The 15,114-nt window shown below is 50.5% G+C and carries 17 protein-coding genes and 1 riboswitch; all 17 genes read right to left on the bottom strand.

All coding sequences use genetic code 11. The annotated features are described in order from the left end of the window. Nucleotides 1–52: 52 nt before the first annotated feature. A riboswitch (TPP riboswitch) is annotated at nucleotides 53–171 on the bottom strand. A gap of 69 nt (nucleotides 172–240) precedes the next feature. After that, on the bottom strand, nucleotides 241–1,140 hold the full coding sequence (locus tag IB286_RS01990) for a DMT family transporter (protein WP_223826048.1): 900 nt from the start codon (nucleotides 1,138–1,140) through the stop codon (nucleotides 241–243). Nucleotides 1,141–1,160: 20 nt separating this feature from the next. Next, on the bottom strand, nucleotides 1,161–1,517 hold the full coding sequence (locus IB286_RS01985) for a cytochrome b562 (RefSeq protein WP_190761979.1): 357 nt from the start codon (nucleotides 1,515–1,517) through the stop codon (nucleotides 1,161–1,163). An 86-nt stretch (nucleotides 1,518–1,603) separates the two neighbouring features. Next, nucleotides 1,604–2,785 carry a formate-dependent phosphoribosylglycinamide formyltransferase gene (purT, locus tag IB286_RS01980; protein WP_190761978.1) on the bottom strand — a complete coding sequence of 394 codons (1,182 nt, stop codon included), beginning with the start codon at nucleotides 2,783–2,785 and terminating at the stop codon, nucleotides 1,604–1,606. A 37-nt stretch (nucleotides 2,786–2,822) separates the two neighbouring features. Then, nucleotides 2,823–3,302: a phosphatidylglycerophosphatase A family protein gene (locus IB286_RS01975; RefSeq protein ID WP_190761977.1), complete on the bottom strand. Its 480-nt coding sequence runs from the start codon at nucleotides 3,300–3,302 to the stop codon at nucleotides 2,823–2,825. Nucleotides 3,303–3,343: 41 nt separating this feature from the next. Then, a complete protein-coding gene (gene thiL, locus IB286_RS01970; RefSeq protein WP_190761976.1) occupies nucleotides 3,344–4,315 on the bottom strand; it encodes a thiamine-phosphate kinase in 972 nt (323 codons plus the stop codon). A 9-nt stretch (nucleotides 4,316–4,324) separates the two neighbouring features. Then, nucleotides 4,325–4,810 (bottom strand): transcription antitermination factor NusB, encoded by a 486-nt coding sequence (gene nusB, locus IB286_RS01965; RefSeq protein ID WP_190761975.1) that lies wholly within the window; start codon nucleotides 4,808–4,810, stop codon nucleotides 4,325–4,327. A 112-nt stretch (nucleotides 4,811–4,922) separates the two neighbouring features. Beyond that, the gene (gene ribH, locus IB286_RS01960; protein ID WP_190761974.1) at nucleotides 4,923–5,384 is read right to left on the bottom strand and encodes a 6,7-dimethyl-8-ribityllumazine synthase; all 462 of its coding nucleotides are present in this window, start codon (nucleotides 5,382–5,384) and stop codon (nucleotides 4,923–4,925) included. A gap of 40 nt (nucleotides 5,385–5,424) precedes the next feature. After that, entirely contained in the window at nucleotides 5,425–6,558 is a 1,134-nt protein-coding gene (gene ribBA, locus IB286_RS01955; protein WP_190761973.1) for a bifunctional 3,4-dihydroxy-2-butanone-4-phosphate synthase/GTP cyclohydrolase II, read from the bottom strand. A 2-nt stretch (nucleotides 6,559–6,560) separates the two neighbouring features. Further along, nucleotides 6,561–7,232 carry a riboflavin synthase gene (locus IB286_RS01950; protein WP_190761972.1) on the bottom strand — a complete coding sequence of 224 codons (672 nt, stop codon included), beginning with the start codon at nucleotides 7,230–7,232 and terminating at the stop codon, nucleotides 6,561–6,563. A gap of 3 nt (nucleotides 7,233–7,235) precedes the next feature. Beyond that, complete coding sequence (gene ribD / locus IB286_RS01945) at nucleotides 7,236–8,381, bottom strand: bifunctional diaminohydroxyphosphoribosylaminopyrimidine deaminase/5-amino-6-(5-phosphoribosylamino)uracil reductase RibD (RefSeq protein WP_223826047.1); 1,146 nt, start codon at nucleotides 8,379–8,381, stop codon at nucleotides 7,236–7,238. Beyond that, nucleotides 8,378–8,893, bottom strand: a complete 516-nt coding sequence (gene nrdR, locus IB286_RS01940; protein WP_190761971.1) for a transcriptional regulator NrdR — start codon at nucleotides 8,891–8,893, stop codon at nucleotides 8,378–8,380. Before nrdR ends, ribD begins: the two co-directional genes overlap by 4 nt. A gap of 144 nt (nucleotides 8,894–9,037) precedes the next feature. Further along, entirely contained in the window at nucleotides 9,038–9,445 is a 408-nt protein-coding gene (locus tag IB286_RS01935; protein WP_190761970.1) for a hypothetical protein, read from the bottom strand. 41 nt (nucleotides 9,446–9,486) lie between these two features. After that, nucleotides 9,487–9,897 carry a hypothetical protein gene (locus IB286_RS01930; RefSeq protein WP_190761969.1) on the bottom strand — a complete coding sequence of 137 codons (411 nt, stop codon included), beginning with the start codon at nucleotides 9,895–9,897 and terminating at the stop codon, nucleotides 9,487–9,489. Nucleotides 9,898–10,034: 137 nt separating this feature from the next. Next, on the bottom strand, nucleotides 10,035–10,985 hold the full coding sequence (locus IB286_RS01925) for a caspase family protein (RefSeq protein ID WP_190761968.1): 951 nt from the start codon (nucleotides 10,983–10,985) through the stop codon (nucleotides 10,035–10,037). Nucleotides 10,986–11,102: 117 nt separating this feature from the next. Beyond that, on the bottom strand, nucleotides 11,103–11,675 hold the full coding sequence (locus tag IB286_RS01920; RefSeq protein WP_190761967.1) for a hypothetical protein: 573 nt from the start codon (nucleotides 11,673–11,675) through the stop codon (nucleotides 11,103–11,105). A 12-nt stretch (nucleotides 11,676–11,687) separates the two neighbouring features. Beyond that, nucleotides 11,688–14,069, bottom strand: coding sequence for a PKD domain-containing protein (locus tag IB286_RS01915; protein ID WP_190761966.1), 2,382 nt, complete (start codon nucleotides 14,067–14,069; stop codon nucleotides 11,688–11,690). 11 nt (nucleotides 14,070–14,080) lie between these two features. Further along, entirely contained in the window at nucleotides 14,081–15,109 is a 1,029-nt protein-coding gene (locus IB286_RS01910) for a hypothetical protein (RefSeq protein ID WP_190761965.1), read from the bottom strand. Between the last annotated feature and the right edge of the window lie 5 nt (nucleotides 15,110–15,114).

Below are 15,114 nucleotides of genomic sequence, written 5' to 3'. Positions count from 1 at the left end.
TTATTCAGAGCCGGCGCGGGAAAAAGGGATTGCGGGTAGTGTGTGCGGAATACGCCCGTAAGACCTTGTTCCCTACGCTGGCATTATCCAGATCAGGTACAACGGGACTCACACATGCGATCTCAGCCCAGAGAAAGGAGTTCTCTGTAAACGGCGCCCCGACAAGACTTGGGCAGTGTAGGCCCAGCGCCGCTCAAAAACAAGTCAACAGGGCTGTAGACCTAATGATAGGAAAGCGAATCAGCTCGCCGCTTTGCGCTGCTGGCGCAACCACTGGCGAACCATCGGCCAGCGATTCACCAGCAGGGCGCTAAAGATCAGCCCGCAGCCGGTAAATTGCAAACCGCTCATGCGCTCACCAAACCACATTGCCGCCAGCAAGGCGGTCCATACTGGCTCAAGATTCATAATGATGGCGCTATGGCTGGGCGAACTCATACCCATGGCGTAGGTTTGCAGTACAAACCGCATACAGGTAGCGACCAACAAACTGCCCAGCAACCAGCCCCACATGGCGGGCGGCTGTGACAAAGACAGCGGTTCAAAAATCAGCGCAGCCAGCATCATCAACACACCGGTAATCGAAAGCTGTACCGCAGTAAGAGGCAGAGCCGGGGTTTTGGCTGCGGCGTGACTATTCAGCACATACATCAGTGCGAATATGGCCGCCGAAATCAAAAAGCAGATTTCTGGCAGGCCTAAATGAAATTCACTATCCAGTGATAAACAAGCCAAACCCGCCAAGGCCACCGGCAGGGATAGATATGCCGCCAAGCCCTGCCGTTCGCCAAAAAACAGGCCAACTACCGGCACCATTACCAAGCCGAGACTACACAGAAACGAGCCCACGCCAAGGTGAGTGGTTAAACGCAGGCCGGTAATCCAGAACACCATCGCTACGCTGAACAATAGACCGACCCGCACGGCGGCGACCCACTGTTCATAAGTCAGCTTTTTTAGGCTATTCCAGCTCAGCAGAATCAAAATAAGACCCGCGCCGGTAAAGCGCAGCCCCATAAAGGTCAGCGGCAAAAAACCGGCAACCGCTTCGCGGGAAAATATCCAGCCGCAGGCGGCCAGCATGGTGACAGACACCAGCAGGCCATCCGCTTGGACAGGTGAGAGACGACGGGTTAGCAATTCAGTCGCTTACCGAAATCTTATTCCACGCCCAATTCATCGTGGTATTTTTCGATGGTCTTTTTCAGCTCAGCCAGACCGGATTTGGCCAGAGCGATATTGCCGGTTGCCAAGCTGGCTTTGGCATCATCCATAATCGCCTGCACTTTTTCCAAACCTTCGTCGAACATGGCCTGATCTTCCGGCGCGACTTGTTGCTCACGGGCAATTTTCAGCGATGCCAGAATCTGATCCAGTGATGTTTCCATTTCAGCGGCGGACTCACTTTTGGCATAGACTTTCAGAGAGTCGCCCATGTTTTCCATGGCATTGTGCAAATCACTTTCCGCACAAGCAGCCAAACCTGCAATAGCCAACACACAAAGTAATTTTTTCATAACAGCACCCTTATCCAATTTTCAAAATCCACAATAAAGCACAACTAGATTAAGCCATGATGACCCTCTTGGATCATCAATTCACCTCAAAGTTTAACGGTGACCGCACTGGAAACGGCAATCGCTTTGGCCTTGGCTTCATCAATATCTGCGCCTCTTGCCAAGCCCACACCCATGCGGCGCTTACCCACCACTTCCGGCTTGCCGAATAAGCGCAGTTGGGTATCCGGCTGGGCCAACGCTTCTTCCAGATTGCCAAACTCAGCCTGACTAGACTGGCCCTCGACCAAAATCACCGAGGACGCCGACGGCCCATGTTGATGAATATTGGGAATCGGCAAGCCTAAAATCGCACGGGCGTGCAGCGCAAATTCAGACAAGTCTTGCGAGATTAGGGTGACCAAACCGGTGTCGTGTGGGCGCGGCGATACTTCGCTGAACCAGACTTCCTCACCCTTGATAAACAACTCCACGCCAAACAGACCCCAGCCACCCAAGGCACTGGTCACTTGCTCGGCAATTTCACGGGAGCGCGCCAGCGCCATTGCCGCCATCGGCTGCGGCTGCCATGACTCCTGATAATCGCCGTCTTCTTGACGATGGCCAATAGGCTCGCAAAAACTGGTTCCGTCGCGGTGGCGAACCGTAAGCAGCGTAATTTCGTAATCAAAATCAACAAAGCCTTCAACAATCACTCGGCCAGCACCAGCGCGACCGCCTTCCTGCGCGTACTGCCAAGAGCGCTCAATATCCGCCTCGCTGCGCACTACGCTTTGGCCTTTGCCCGAGGAAGACATGATCGGCTTAACCACACAGGGCATACCAATCTCGGTTACCGCAGCGGCAAAATCTTCAAAAGTATCGACAAATTGATACGGCGAAGTTGGTATACCCAAAGTCTCTGCCGCAAGGCGACGAATTCCTTCGCGGTTCATGGTCAGCTGGGCGGCCTTAGCGGTAGGCACTACGGTTACGCCCTCGGATTCCAGTTCAACCAGTGTATCCGTGGCGATCGCTTCAATTTCTGGCACAACCAGATCGGGCTGTTCCAACTCGATGATCCGGCGCAATTCAGCGCCATCTAACATGGAAAAGGTGTAGCTGCGGTCAGCGACCTGCATCGCCGGCGCATTGGCGTAACGGTCGCAGGCAATCACTTCGCAGCCAAGACGCTGCAGCTCAATGACCACCTCTTTACCGAGTTCGCCCGAGCCACACAACAATACTTTTTTAGCGACAGAACTAAAGGGCGTTCCAATCGAGACCATGCTTAATTCTCCTAGCTTTTAAGCCGCTTAAAAACTTTTATACCAGCAAATACCAGCGCAACCATTGCAACAGCGCCAAGGCGTATACGCCAGCCACTACATCATCAATCATAATGCCCAGGCCGCCATGCACTTTGGCATCCAACACCCGAATGGGCCACGGTTTCCAAATATCAAACAGGCGGAACAAGACAAAGCCCAACACAATCCACGGCCATTCAAAGGGCAGTGCAAACAGGGCAATCCACAGGCCGACAAATTCATCCCAAACAATGCCTCCGTGGTCGTGCACATCCAGCGCATCGGCGGTTTTGCCACACAGATATACGCCTAAAACAAAGGCGACAATCACCACGAGTAAATACGGCAACGGCGACAGCAGTTGCAGCGCGCACCAAAACGGCAACGCAGCTAAGGTGCCAAAGGTTCCCGGCGCTTTGGGCGACAGACCACTACCGAAACCGACCGACAAAAGATGAATTGGATTGGCCAGCAATGCCGGCGGAATTTTTTTCATTTACCTTTGGCTCTTATTTTAAAAAAGTCGAGTTAAGCGGTTCAAAAGTGCTCATAGCCAGCGCTTTCTAATAACTCAAGCTGTTGTTTATCTAATCCATGTAAACCCAGCTCAACGTCAATTTCGCCAATACAAGTTACTGTAACACCGCTTTGTTGCGCACTCTGTTGAAGTTGTATTTCTTTTTGCGGAGCAACCGTAAAACACAACTCGTAGTCATCGCCACCCGTTAACGCATAGCGTTCGGCATCACCGCGGGAATACGTTTCAAGCAATGCCGAAGACATTGGCAATGCCGCCAAGTCGAGCTTCGCCCCAACCCCACTGGCCGCAAGAATATGGCCTAAGTCCGCAAGTAAGCCATCTGAAATATCAATGGCGGAAGAAGCGATACCAAGGAGTGATTTACCCAAACTCAAGCGCGGAATCGGCGACCAATAGCGCTCGAGAAAATGATTGTCGGCGGTATTTTCTTGCAGGTAATCAAGGGCAGCGCGAGCATCACCCAAGCTGCCCGAGACATAAATTTTGTCGCCGGGTTTAGCGCCAACTCTGCGCAATGCCTGCCCAGCTGCGACGCTGCCCAGAACTTGAAAACTCAGGCTTAGCTGCTGACCCCTAGTGGTATCGCCACCGATCAAGGGAATCGAAAATGCCTCAGCGGCGCTGAACAAACCTTCCGAAAAATCCTGCAACCAGCTTTCTGAAAGCTGCGGCGCACTTAAGCACAGGGTGAAGCCGAGCGGACTGGCACCCATGGCAGCCAGATCGCTGATCGCCGTAGCCAAAGCCCGGCGCGCCAATTTGGCGGGATGCGCATTTACAGGAAAATGAACGGATTCGTTAAGGCTATCAACCGAGGTCACCAGTTGATGATCTGTGGGAAGATTTAACACCGCGCAGTCGTCGCCAATGCCCAAGTCGACCGAGTTTGAGTTTGCCGCAAACTCGGCAAAGCGCGCTTTAAAAAAGCGCTGGATCAGATCAAATTCACCCGGCGACGCGTCACTCATCGGCTGCGATCAGGACTTACCGCTGCCCTTTTCCGCACTGACTTCTAGCTCGCGGGTGCTGGCGGCAACCTTATCCAGAATACCGTTGATATAGCGGAAGCTCTCGGTGGCACCAAAGCGCTTGGCCAGATTGACGGTTTCGTTGATGACCACTTTATAGGGCACATCGAGGCGTGACATCAGTTCAAAGGTGCCCATGCGTAGCAGGGTCAATTCGATGGGATCGAGATCATCCAGTTTGCGGTCGAGATGCGCTTCAAACACCTCTTGCACCTCAGTGAGCTGGGCGGGAATTTCGTGCAACAACTCGCTGAAAAACGCCAGATCAACATGGGCCATATCGTAATCGACCCGGAACTGGGCTTCGATTTCCGACAGAGCCTGACCGGCCATTTGCCACTGATACAGCGCCTGCATTGCATAGTGCCGCGCTTTGCGACGACTCGCCGTAAGCTGATTGCGGGCCTGTTGTTCTGAATTACTGGGTTTTGCCACGGTAGACTCTCAAAAAAAGAACCGCCGCGAGCTCATAGTCGCGGCGTTAATTTATCCAATATCCTCGCCGATTCGAGGATTCGGTTATTGCTAGATTTAATACCTTAAAGGGTTAAATCTGTTTCAGTAGATTAACCATTTCAATGGCAGACATCGCGGCTTCTTCGCCTTTATTGCCCGCCTTGGTGCCGGCACGTTCAACAGCCTGCTCGATGCTATCTACGGTCAACACACCAAACGACACCGGAATATCGTGCTGCATAGAGACCTGCGCCAAGCCCTTGGTGCACTCGCCAGCCACATATTCAAAGTGTGGAGTACCGCCGCGAATTACCGCGCCCAGCGCGATAATGGCATCGAATTTTTTGGTGGCAGCCACTTTCTGGCAAACCAGCGGAATCTCAAACGCGCCGGGGGCACGCACGATGGTGATATCGTCTTCGCTAACACCGTGGCGACGCAGCGCATCCAAGGCACCGTCCAGCAGGCTTTCTACGACGAAGGCATTCCAACGTCCAACAACAATGGCAAACTTGCCTTCAACATTTGTAAACAAGCCTTCAATCGTTTTCATATTCTTTCCTTTTCACAATGCAGATAAAAAATCTGCTTACTTACAAATCGTCGGCGTTAACAAAATCGACCACTTCAAGGTCAAAGCCGGAGATCGCATTATACTTCACAGGCGCACCCATCAAACGCAGTTTTCCGCAGCCGACATCGCGCAGAATCTGTGAGCCCAAACCAATATTAAAGAAGGTGGTTTGATACTGGCTGCTATCCCCTTGCAGAGGTTCTTTATCGCCCTTGGCGATATCCAGATCAAACAAAATATCCTGTGGCTTTTCTTTATTAGCCAACAACACCATCACGCCGCCTTTTTCAGCAATGGCTTTCAGGCAGTTGTGTACATTCCAACCGCTGGTGCTGCCGGGCGGCTGCGTGTGCAGCAGATCGCGCATGGTGGAACCGAGATGCACCCGCGCCAGCGTGGGCTGCTCGGCATTGATCTCGCCTTTTTGCATGGCGAAATGCAGCTCGCCCGCAACTGCGTCGCGGTAAACATGCAGAATAAACTCGCCAAAATCGGTCGCAATTGGGCCGCTGCTAATGCGCTCAACGGTGCGCTCGTTCAACACTTGGTAGTGAATCAGATCGGCAATGGTGCCCATCTTGATATCGTGCTGAGCGGCAAATTTTTCCAGATCACCACGGCGCGCCATGGTGCCGTCTTCGTTCATGATTTCGCAGATCACGCCGGTGGGTTCAAAGCCAGCCAAACGCGCCAAATCACAAGCCGCCTCAGTGTGGCCTGCGCGGTTCAATACACCGCCCGGCTCAGACATCAGCGGGAAGATATGGCCGGGCTGCACAATATCGGCCGCCACTGCATTACGCGCTGCCGCCGTGCGCACGGTATGCGCGCGGTCCGCCGCTGAAATACCGGTAGAAACGCCCTTGGCCGCCTCAATGGAAATGGTGAACTTGGTGCCAAAACCGCTGGCATTGCGGTCTACCATCAAGGGCAGATTCAGCTGGGTACAGCGCTCACGGGTCATGGGCATACAGATCAGACCACGGCCATAAGTCGCCATAAAATTAATATCTTGGGGGCGCACACATTCCGCCGCCATAACCAGATCGCCTTCATTTTCGCGATCTTCGTCATCCATCAGGATCACCATTTTACCGAGGCGAATATCCTGAATCAGATCTTCAATTTTGCTTAAACCAACACTTTCGGACATGACTATCTGCCTTTAAAACTGTTTTTTACAAAGCCGTTTTCTGCGAGCTTGGCGAGGCTCAAGCCACCGCTCGAGCCAAGTGCACCCGCCTGTAACAGGCGCTCAAGATACCGCGCAACGACATCGACTTCCAGATTCACCCGAGTGCCCGCAGCATACTCAGGAATAATGGTTTGCTCAGCGGTGTGCGGCACAATATTCAGCTCAAACACACTGCCTTCAACCCGGTTTACCGTGAGGCTAACGCCATCTACACAGATGGAGCCTTTAGCGGCGATATAACGCGCCAAGTCTTGGCCCGCATCAATACGCAAGCGCAGTGAGCGCGCATCTTTTTGCGCATCCAGCACCACGCCCACGCCATCGACATGACCGCTAACAATATGGCCATCGAAACGACCATTGGCCGCCATGGCGCGCTCCAGATTCACTTTTTGCCCCACTCGCGCCTGAGCAAAACCACTGTGGTTGAGTGTTTCTCGAGAAACGTCTGCCCAGAAACCATCACCCGGCAATGCCACTGCCGTTAAACACACGCCATTGGTAGCAATACTGTCGCCCAGCTTCACGCCATCCAGCGGCAAGTCGCCACTGCGAATATACAAACGCAAATCACCACCGCAGGGTTCCAGCGCGGCAATTTCGCCAAGGGCTTCGATAATGCCAGTAAACACAGGCTAGTCTTTCTCCACATTTGCCGATTTCGGTTTAACCGTAAAGCGCCAGTCCGAACCGACTGCGCGCACATCGACAATATTCAATTCGCGTTTTTCGGCCATGGCTTGCAAGGGCAAATTTGCCAGTGGCCGGGCTGCGCTGCCCAACACACAGGGCGCCATATACACGACCCACTCGTCCACCAAATTTGCGGCCAGAGCAGAACCCACTAATGCCGCCCCGGCCTCAATCAACACTTCATTGCAGCCTCGGGCAGCGAGTTCATCCATGAGCGCCGACATATCCAGGCCGGAATCGATCTGCGGCAACTCAATAAAATCCACGGGTACGGCGGCGGCATTTTGTAATGCCTGACGCTTGCTCTGATCTTGGCTCACCGTGGAAATCAATACCGCACCACCGCCTTGCAATAACGTTGCAGTTAGCGGGGTTCGCAACTGCGTATCCAGCACCACCCGCAATGGCTGACGCCAAAAACCGGAAGTGTCTTCTGCAAAACTGTGTGGACGCACGGTCAACGCCGCATCGTCCTGTAATACGGTTTCTACCCCAGTGACAATTGCGCAACTTCTGGCGCGCAAGCGCTGCACATCGGCCCGCGCTTCCGGGCCGGTAATCCACTGACTCTCACCGGAAGCCATCGCCGTTCGGCCATCTAAGCTCATGGCAGACTTTACCGTTAGCCAAGGCCGACCGCCTTCCATACGGCGAATAAATCCGGGATTTAATTCCCGCGCTGCCGCTTCCTGAACACCGCAAACCACATCGATGCCCGCGCCTTTTAATCGCGCCAGACCTTTACCCGCCACCAGCGGATTGGGGTCTTGCATCCCCACCACCACTCTTGCAACCTGCGCTTTTACCAAGGCCTCGGCACAGGGCGGGGTTTTACCTTGATGGCTACAGGGCTCCAAGGTGACATAGGCGGTTGCACCCAGCGCGGTCTCGCCAGATGCGGCAAGCGCCGCCAGCGCATTCACCTCGGCGTGACCCTCACCGGCACGCACATGCCAACCTTCGGCCAGCAATTTACCGTCTCGCACCAATACACAACCCACTCGGGGATTAGGACTGGTGCTATAAAGCCCACCTTTCGCAAGTTGGATGGCATGAATCATCCACTGCTGATCGGCTTGAGAAATCATTTTTCTGGCAGCGTGCCCACACTGTTTGCCAGCGCGGCATCCACCATTTTTTTCTGTTCCGGCTCTGCCGCCAAGCGGTCAATTTCGGCGCGGAATTCATCCAGATCCTGAAAGCTGCGATAGACACTGGCAAAGCGCACATAGGCGACATGATCCAGCGCTTGCAGAGCTTCCATCACCAGCTCACCCACCACTCGGCTGGGTACTTCGCGCTCACCGGTAGCTTGTAAACGGCGGGTTAATGCACTGATCTCAGCCTCGATGGCCTCAACACTGACCGGGCGCTTTTCCAGCGCTTTCATAATACCGGAGCGCAATTTATCTTCATCAAATGGCTCACGGGTGCCCGTGGTTTTGATGATTTTTGGCATGAGCAGCTCAGCGGTTTCATAGGTGGTGAAACGCTCACTGCACGACAGGCACTCACGGCGACGACGCACCTGACCGCCCTCAGCAACCAGCCGAGAATCAATCACTTTGGTGTCGTCAAAACTGCAGAAAGGACAGCGCATGGGCTCATTTACACGAGTAAAAACCCGCGGATTGTATCACAAGAAGCCCGCACGCTGGCATTGCGAGCAATTTGAAAGAACCAAAAACAAAAAAGCGCGATCAACCTTAAGGTCAATCGCGCTTACTATTCAAAATCTAAGTACTTAGAGATAACCAATGCCGGGTGGGTTTTTTGCACCCAATGACGTCATAGCCGAAATAAGCCGATTTAACGCGTCCCAATCATTCGCTGCCAAAACACAGCCAATATTAGTTTCAAGCGTGTACTTATACCCGCCAAATTTTGTCATTACATTGGATGTTCTATCGTAGACCCTGAATTTCACTTTTTCATAAGGCATATCATTCAGGGATGTGCCAGTGAAACGGCAAGCATGCAACTGAGCACTAGCGGCATCTTTACTATCTGAATAATTATCCAAATAGTTTCGAGCCACCGGCTCAGGCAATAACTTGACCACTGAATCATCCATCTCAATTACCGAAGGGAGTATTCCACACCCGGTCATTACAGAAACCGACAAAACAGCCAGCCAATTAGTTATCTTCATGTCTTTACCAATAAGACGTCTATGATAAAACCAACTAAACCTTAGCGAGCTTTAGTGTACTCAACAGCCTTACCAGATACTGTTACGCGCTTCTTAGTAAACAGCAGTGGGAAAGAAGTCTGCTCGATGGAGTAACGTGGCGCCAGCATAGCGTCCGCAGTTGGAATCGAGTCAATAGCACGAGTCATTGCTTTTTGCTCTACTGGAGTTACTTGATTAGCACCACCAGTCAGCATAGACATAATGCCACCGCCACAAGGTGATTCACCTACTTCGAAGAACAGAATCTTTTGACATTCTGCAGAACCTTCAGTACGTGCCAAAATTCTAAAATCAGCTTCGCCCGCACCAACAGCTGGAGCACTCAATGTATCCATACGGCTATACTGGCTAGCACAACCAGAAACTAATAATGCTGCTGCAGCCACCGCAAGTGAAAATTTCGCTTTCATTTATAGATCTCCTTTGATCCTTTTTTTAGAAGAGAGAAGCGCAAAAAAGGAGCAAAAGTCCATCAGCCCCCGAGCTAGCGCAATCTGAGTATCTCAGCTTTTTTTGCTAAATAACAGTGCAAATAAAGCGTGAAATATTAGTTACCGTATAACTTTCCACCCACCTCTAAACCCGACAGCTCACCGGTAACGGAATACATGCCACCATATCCACGTTGAACGGTATATCTGTTTCTCGATGAACCACCTTCAACAAATAAAACGTCTCCGGCAGACAGCTCAGCGCCATCGATGGGCTTAACAACTAAATAGCCAAAATTCGTATCAATTTCAGTAATCACGGCAAATCGGGTGGCTTTTGAAGCGTCAGTTGCAACATAAGCAGCATGCATTACGCCGCTCGGCTCCACGCCCTGCTCTCCCCCGAGGTATAACTCCCCAAATAGAGACTCACTCACCCAAGGGATCTGCTTATTCTGGGTAAGACGCGCAACTTCTGCACGAACACGCCCCATCGCTAAACGAATCTCCACGCCAGACTGGGGAAGAACCTTTAACAACGCCTGTGTGAATGGGCTGTTTCTGCCACTCCCATCCAGCGCAACATTGTCGGGATCAGTAGCAAAAGCAATCAACGAACCGCTGACATTACTCCGCACACGGGCCAAACCTCGCCCAACGCTTCTTGTCGCCGAATAGCGCTTCATCTGATTTGCAAATGGATTATCCCTACAGGCATCCATAAAAACCAAACGCGTTTTGGCAGAACCCATCGCATCCAGCAAGTCATCCAGCTTATAGGCCTCTTCACCTACCGCGAGATCATCCTGCAATCTCGCATCAACGGGAACCAAATAATTGACCCCGTTAATCTGGATACCATGCCCCGCATAGAAAACCAGAGCTACATCCGCACCATCGGCTTTTCGGGCGAATTCAAGTACTTTGCGACCCAACTCCCTGCGACTGGAGTTAGTAAGCGATGTAACAGCAAAACCAAGATCCGTCAGCGCTCCAGAAATAGACTGGGCATCCCCGACCGGATTAGGCAAACGCGGCACATATTGATAGTCGCTATTGCCAATCACTAAAGCTATCCGGCTTGCAGCGTGACCCACACTCGAGCCAAGCAAAACGGACAGCAATAAAAATCGAAGGATTAACCCAATCATATCTATCTAACGCTCATAACTTTCGCCGCTATTTTAGCGGTTTCTTTCTGCTTCCAAACGCGCCTGACCTTGCTCACCACGGAACTGCTGCTGCAGTACCGCTTTGGTGTCTGGATCAACCTGACGGGCTGAGGCATCCAGAATATTTTCAAACAGGCCCAAGGTTTTTTCGCGGCCCATAGTCACCATTGAGCAAAGGTTATTGGTGCCGTTGATTTCAACAAAATCGACTTTCTCTGGGCGAGTGCCATACAGCGCTTGCTCCGTGAATTGCTTAGACGTCGATGAGAAAGTTGCGCCAGTAGCCACACCGCCGGTTACATCGGTACGCTCGCGGAAGGTTTCATCCATTGCCGCAACTTTAACTTCCAACTGCTGTGCCAAATCGGTACGGGCATTGGCCAGCGTCAACTGACGGTCAATCGACATATTGCCAGAGAAGGGCACGCACTGGGTACTGGCAAAGCCGTCTTCCACATAGGGGTTTAATACCCAAGAAGGCAGACCAGACAGGCTGGCCGGCTCTTGCTGAGCAGGTTGTTCGGGAGTGCTGCCACAGGCCGCGAGAACAGAAGCGGCTGCTAAAATCATCAGTTTGTTTTTCATATTCTCACCTCTTTAATTAAACTCACATTGACCATCATCTAGATCAACCTCCAATGGAGTGTCTATTCCGTTTAGAACTTCAACTGTGGTTTGGCACTTGGTTTCAGCGTCGTCAACAATAAAGACATCATAAAAGAATCCTCCTTCCACCTCGAATTCCTCTTCTTCATTTTTATCCAAGAAGACAAACCTTGAGAAGCCGTTTTCTTCACCCTCTTTAAAAATATAAACATCAAACCAACCGCTTGCAAAATCATTAGCAATATTTTTGACACTGATTGTGCCTTTATCACTAATAACTACTTTGCGATAAGTTGTGTCCGTATCACCTTCATCATCGGTAACAGTTAATGAAATTGTATACTCACCATTTTCATAATAGGTATAAGTTCCCAAAGGCGCAGTATCTCCGATGAGTCCCTTAACGTCATCGAAGTCCCAACTGTATTTCATAATTGGCCCGCCATCAGGGTCAGCAGATGCCAAAGCATTAACAACATCTAATTTAAAATGCTTAACCTCAGTATTTGTTTCAGGATCATGAGCAAGGACTAGGGTACCGTTAATTACTTCACCATAATTATCATAAAGCCTTGCAACAGGTTTTTGACCTCCGGCCGCTTTTTTCTCTACTGGCAAGTAAAAGGTGAGTGAAGTGACATAATCCTTTTCATCATCATCCAAGTCATTGCCCACCAATATAAAATCGATTGGCTCTCCCTCGTAGTCTTCAGGGACTATGAATTCAATAATAAAATCATTAGCATCACATTTATTTTGCTCAATAAGCTTGCTGCAATAGATCGTTACAGAATCGTAAAAACTTTGCGGCAATGAAACCGATGTATAATATTCTTCTTTGTACGGCTGACTTCTAACTAAATAATTCGCATAAACACGGTACTTCTGACCTGCTCGAGCAGCCGGCAAACAAAATGGCTTTCCTGATGCGGGATTAGGATCAAACCCTTCTGGACAATTTTCTGCAGTCAATCCGAAAGGGAGTAGCTCATCGGTCAAACCATCTTTATTCGCATTGAAATACTGACCATCAAAGCGTCCGGTAAACTTAATTTGATCAGGAGCCTCTCCGCCGACATCACCAAGCTTTTTAAGGACACCTTGACCCATAAAAGTTACTGCTTTAGGGCCAATGGGCTCATCATTCAACTTGTATAAAACGAAGCCATCTTTTGTATCAGGATCACCATCGTCAGTTGAATAATCGGCATAATAGGTTTGCCCATACAGATTAATACTCACATACGGACGATAGTAGTGCCCACCTAAGGCATCCCATTTGGCATCTGAGAAATCAATTCGCTCTTCATTCCTTTCTAGCGGCAGGCGCAAATCTAACAAGCGAGGCAAACCATCTACCCCATCTACGGTTTCAGCCATGCGGTAAAAGCCGTAGTCTGTATCATTGATTGGGCTTGTATCGCCTTTATTAACATTGACTTCTTCCCCAGGAAATGACTTTTCCGGATCGGGATCCACTCTTTTCCCAGCAGCAATCAAGCCATATAAATAGAATTGACCACCAACGCTATCTTCCTCTGCGGAATTCCAGCCATACCCTTTATACGGCAACTCCGTTGTGCCGGGCCCGCCCTGACCAATGCTAAAGCCATCAATGGGCGTTAAAGTGCCATCATCTGCTTCTTCCCAACTATTTACCCACTCAACAATGCCCTCTCCACTTTTCAGGTACATATAGTAGGCGGGGCCGCGCTTGTAATACTTAATGACAATACAGTTTTCTACACCACTTATCGGCGCAGTGGCATTATCGGAAACCAGTTCCGCTGTCCAACCAGAACCTGTGGAAAAATCATAGTAGAAAGGCACCAAACTACCGCCCGTGACCCAGCGATCACCTACTTCGACTTGTTTTGGGAAAAGTAATTGTGGTGAAGCAAAGCGGTCAGGAAACACGCCCAAATCTGACTTCAACTGTTCAACAAATTCAGTCAGATAAATATTACCTTTTACATCCTTGGCCAATGAATGGAACTGTGGTGGATTCAAGTCATTTGCATTCGGATTATATTGGTAATAACCCATGCGCAGAGTCTTAATGCCTCGGCTATCTTCTACAACCGACGTTTTCCAAACCACGTCGTATTCCAAACCGCCAAAACCACGCAATTGCATCTCTGAGCGAGATGGCAAAGTAAACTCCACACTACCCAATTGCACAGTAATATCGGCACTGTTATCTGCAAAAGATAAATAATTATTTATCGCATACTCATCATCATAATTAAGAGTTACTACCGGAGAAGTATTACTATCCGGCTGCACATACTCTGTTCCCGCCTCGTCAAACACACAGGCTTGCAGGAAGCTGGCGGCAATAACACTGGAAAGAATTTTTACTGCAGATTTCATGTCATGCCCCCTTAAAGTGAAAAGCTGCCGATAACAGAAAGACCAAAGATCTTGTCATCATTGATTGTTCCACCGCCGGTGAAATTACTAAATTCGCGCTGGATATAATTCATGCCCACAACCACTGGCAACTTGAAGCGGGTATTCATTAAGTCGTAGCTGGCGTTCAAGGTGTAAGCGTTGTACTCGATGGATTCGTCATAACCAAACGACGAGCGGGTTAACGACGTGCCATTATCAACTTCGGCGGTAGCGTCAAAGGTGAAGTCATAGCGCAAATCCATGCTGACGCCGCCAATTTCACCGCCCACCAAAAAAAACAGGCCATCAGCTTCAAAGTTAGCCTTGTAGATCGTTTCAATCGGGGTATTTACGTCAGAAGAAATGGGCTTTTCATAATCCACGCTGAAATAACCCATGCCGACATGGCCTTTTTCATCGCCCATTTCATAGCCGATTGCCCAATCGGTAAAGGTGGTATTAACGTCGAGCTTATCGCCTGCGGTCAGCAGCTTGGCGCTATTATCATCGCGGTAATAGTAGTCTTGGGTTGCCTGCACGGTGACCAAGAAGCTTTGCACTTCGTAATCGAAGGTCATATAACCGCCGGAGGGCTCATCGGTGCCCTTGAATAGGCGCACAACGTCTACATCGAGGTCGGCCACAAAGCGGGTCCAGCCTTCTTTTTCAGAGTCAGATGCTTTGGCAATTTCGTCTTGATCGGCAGAGTCACCGGGTGTGAATTCATAGGCTAGCTTGGGGCGTACCGCCGCCATCCAGCTAATGTTTTGCATCCAGCTCGCCTGCTCGGGGAACCACTCCAGAGAAATAATATTCAGACCCACTGTTTTTACATAGGCGTTGCGAATAGTGCTGGCTTCCATCTCTTGGTATTTGTAGCCCACAGCGAAGCCACCCAAGTAGTTGTAGTTGCCATCTTCAAAACTGGCGCGTTGATCTTCTTCGGCAAAGCTTGCACCCGATGCCGCGGATAATACTCCGGCAGCGAGTGTTGCTATTAAGCCTGACTTAGCTTTCATTAACC

The sequence above is a fragment of the Spongiibacter pelagi genome, from assembly GCF_014705705.1.
Taxonomy (GTDB): domain Bacteria; phylum Pseudomonadota; class Gammaproteobacteria; order Pseudomonadales; family Spongiibacteraceae; genus Spongiibacter; species Spongiibacter pelagi.
The sequence above is the reverse complement of the archived record's forward strand: the minus strand, read 5'-3'. Positions and strand labels throughout refer to the sequence as shown.

Excerpts from the sequence above, each read along its gene's own strand:
- thiL (WP_190761976.1), bottom strand. The coding sequence starts at position 4,315 with ATGAGTGACGCGTCGCCGGGTGAATTTGATCTGATCCAGCGCTTTTTT.
- ribBA (WP_190761973.1), bottom strand. The coding sequence starts at position 6,558 with ATGTCCGAAAGTGTTGGTTTAAGCAAAATTGAAGATCTGATTCAGGAT.
- IB286_RS01920 (WP_190761967.1), bottom strand. The coding sequence starts at position 11,675 with ATGAAAAACAAACTGATGATTTTAGCAGCCGCTTCTGTTCTCGCGGCC.
- IB286_RS01910 (WP_190761965.1), bottom strand. The coding sequence starts at position 15,109 with ATGAAAGCTAAGTCAGGCTTAATAGCAACACTCGCTGCCGGAGTATTA.
- IB286_RS01975 (WP_190761977.1), bottom strand. The coding sequence starts at position 3,302 with ATGAAAAAAATTCCGCCGGCATTGCTGGCCAATCCAATTCATCTTTTG.
- purT (WP_190761978.1), bottom strand. The coding sequence starts at position 2,785 with ATGGTCTCGATTGGAACGCCCTTTAGTTCTGTCGCTAAAAAAGTATTG.
- ribD (WP_223826047.1), bottom strand. The coding sequence starts at position 8,381 with ATGATTTCTCAAGCCGATCAGCAGTGGATGATTCATGCCATCCAACTT.
- IB286_RS01985 (WP_190761979.1), bottom strand. The coding sequence starts at position 1,517 with ATGAAAAAATTACTTTGTGTGTTGGCTATTGCAGGTTTGGCTGCTTGT.
- IB286_RS01930 (WP_190761969.1), bottom strand. The coding sequence starts at position 9,897 with ATGAAAGCGAAATTTTCACTTGCGGTGGCTGCAGCAGCATTATTAGTT.
- nrdR (WP_190761971.1), bottom strand. The coding sequence starts at position 8,893 with ATGCGCTGTCCTTTCTGCAGTTTTGACGACACCAAAGTGATTGATTCT.
- ribH (WP_190761974.1), bottom strand. The coding sequence starts at position 5,384 with ATGAAAACGATTGAAGGCTTGTTTACAAATGTTGAAGGCAAGTTTGCC.
- IB286_RS01935 (WP_190761970.1), bottom strand. The coding sequence starts at position 9,445 with ATGAAGATAACTAATTGGCTGGCTGTTTTGTCGGTTTCTGTAATGACC.
- IB286_RS01915 (WP_190761966.1), bottom strand. The coding sequence starts at position 14,069 with ATGAAATCTGCAGTAAAAATTCTTTCCAGTGTTATTGCCGCCAGCTTC.